1 protein-coding gene is annotated in these 1,037 nt (G+C 58.6%); it reads left to right on the plus strand.

Annotation, left to right across the window (positions count from 1 at the left end):
* On the plus strand, positions 1-1,037 hold a 1,037-nt coding region (locus U5A57_RS41260; protein ID WP_321918089.1), incomplete at both ends, for a DHA2 family efflux MFS transporter permease subunit.

Here is a 1,037-nt window from a genome sequence, read left to right on the forward strand (position 1 = left end):
CAGGCTCTCCTGCTTGCCTCGTTTCCAAAGGAGAAGAGTGCGAGTGCGCTGTCGCTATGGGCGATGACGGCGACAGTCGGGCCGATTGCCGGACCCGCGCTGGGCGGCTGGATTACCGACAGCTATAGCTGGTCATGGATCTTCTACATCAACGTACCGGTGGGGCTCTTTGCTGCGGGTGCGATCTGGGCGATCTACCGCGACCGCGAAACGCCGTCGCGCAAGCTGCCGATCGACAAGGTCGGCGTGATCTCGCTGATCATCTGGGTGGGATCGCTCCAGGTCATGCTCGACAAGGGTAAGGACCTCGACTGGTTCAACTCGCCACTCATCTGGACGCTGGGTATCGTCGCAGTAGTAGTGTTCGCGTTTTTCGTGATATGGGAGCTGACCGACGAGCGGCCGGTGATCGATTTGCGGCTCTTCAAGGGCCGAAATTTTCTTGGCGGGACGATAGCGATTTCAGTTGCCTACGCGGTCTTTTTCGCCAACCTGGTGATTCTCCCTCAGTGGATTCAGGGCTTTTTAGGCTATCGCGCCGTTGATGCGGGGCTGGCAACAGCGCCACTCGGCGTCTTCGCGGTCATCCTGGCGCCAGTGATGGGCAAGATCATGCCTCGCTCGGATATGCGGGTGCTGGCGACGCTCGCATTTTTAGGATTCGCGGGTGTGTTCTACATGCGCTCGCTTTACACGACGGAGGTTGACCGTTACACGCTTGTGCTACCGACCCTCCTGCAGGGGATACCGACAGCCCTCTTTTTCACGCCGCTCACAGCGATTATTCTTTCAGGGCTTCCCCCCGAGAAAATTCCCGCTGCCGCGGGGCTTTCGAACTTCGTACGGATCTTCGCGGGCGCAGTGGGCACTTCGCTCGTCAGTACCGGCTGGAACAATCGCACAATCCTGCATCACGCGCGCCTCATGGAACAGGCGAGTGTCGATAATCCGACGTTTACTGGCGCAATAGAGAGTTTCGAGCGAACGCTCAATGTCGGAACCCCGCAAGCGCTCGCGTTCTTTGAAAGCTCACTCAA

This window comes from Paraburkholderia sp. J11-2 (genome assembly GCF_905220185.1).
Classification (GTDB): Bacteria; Pseudomonadota; Gammaproteobacteria; order Burkholderiales; family Burkholderiaceae; genus Paraburkholderia.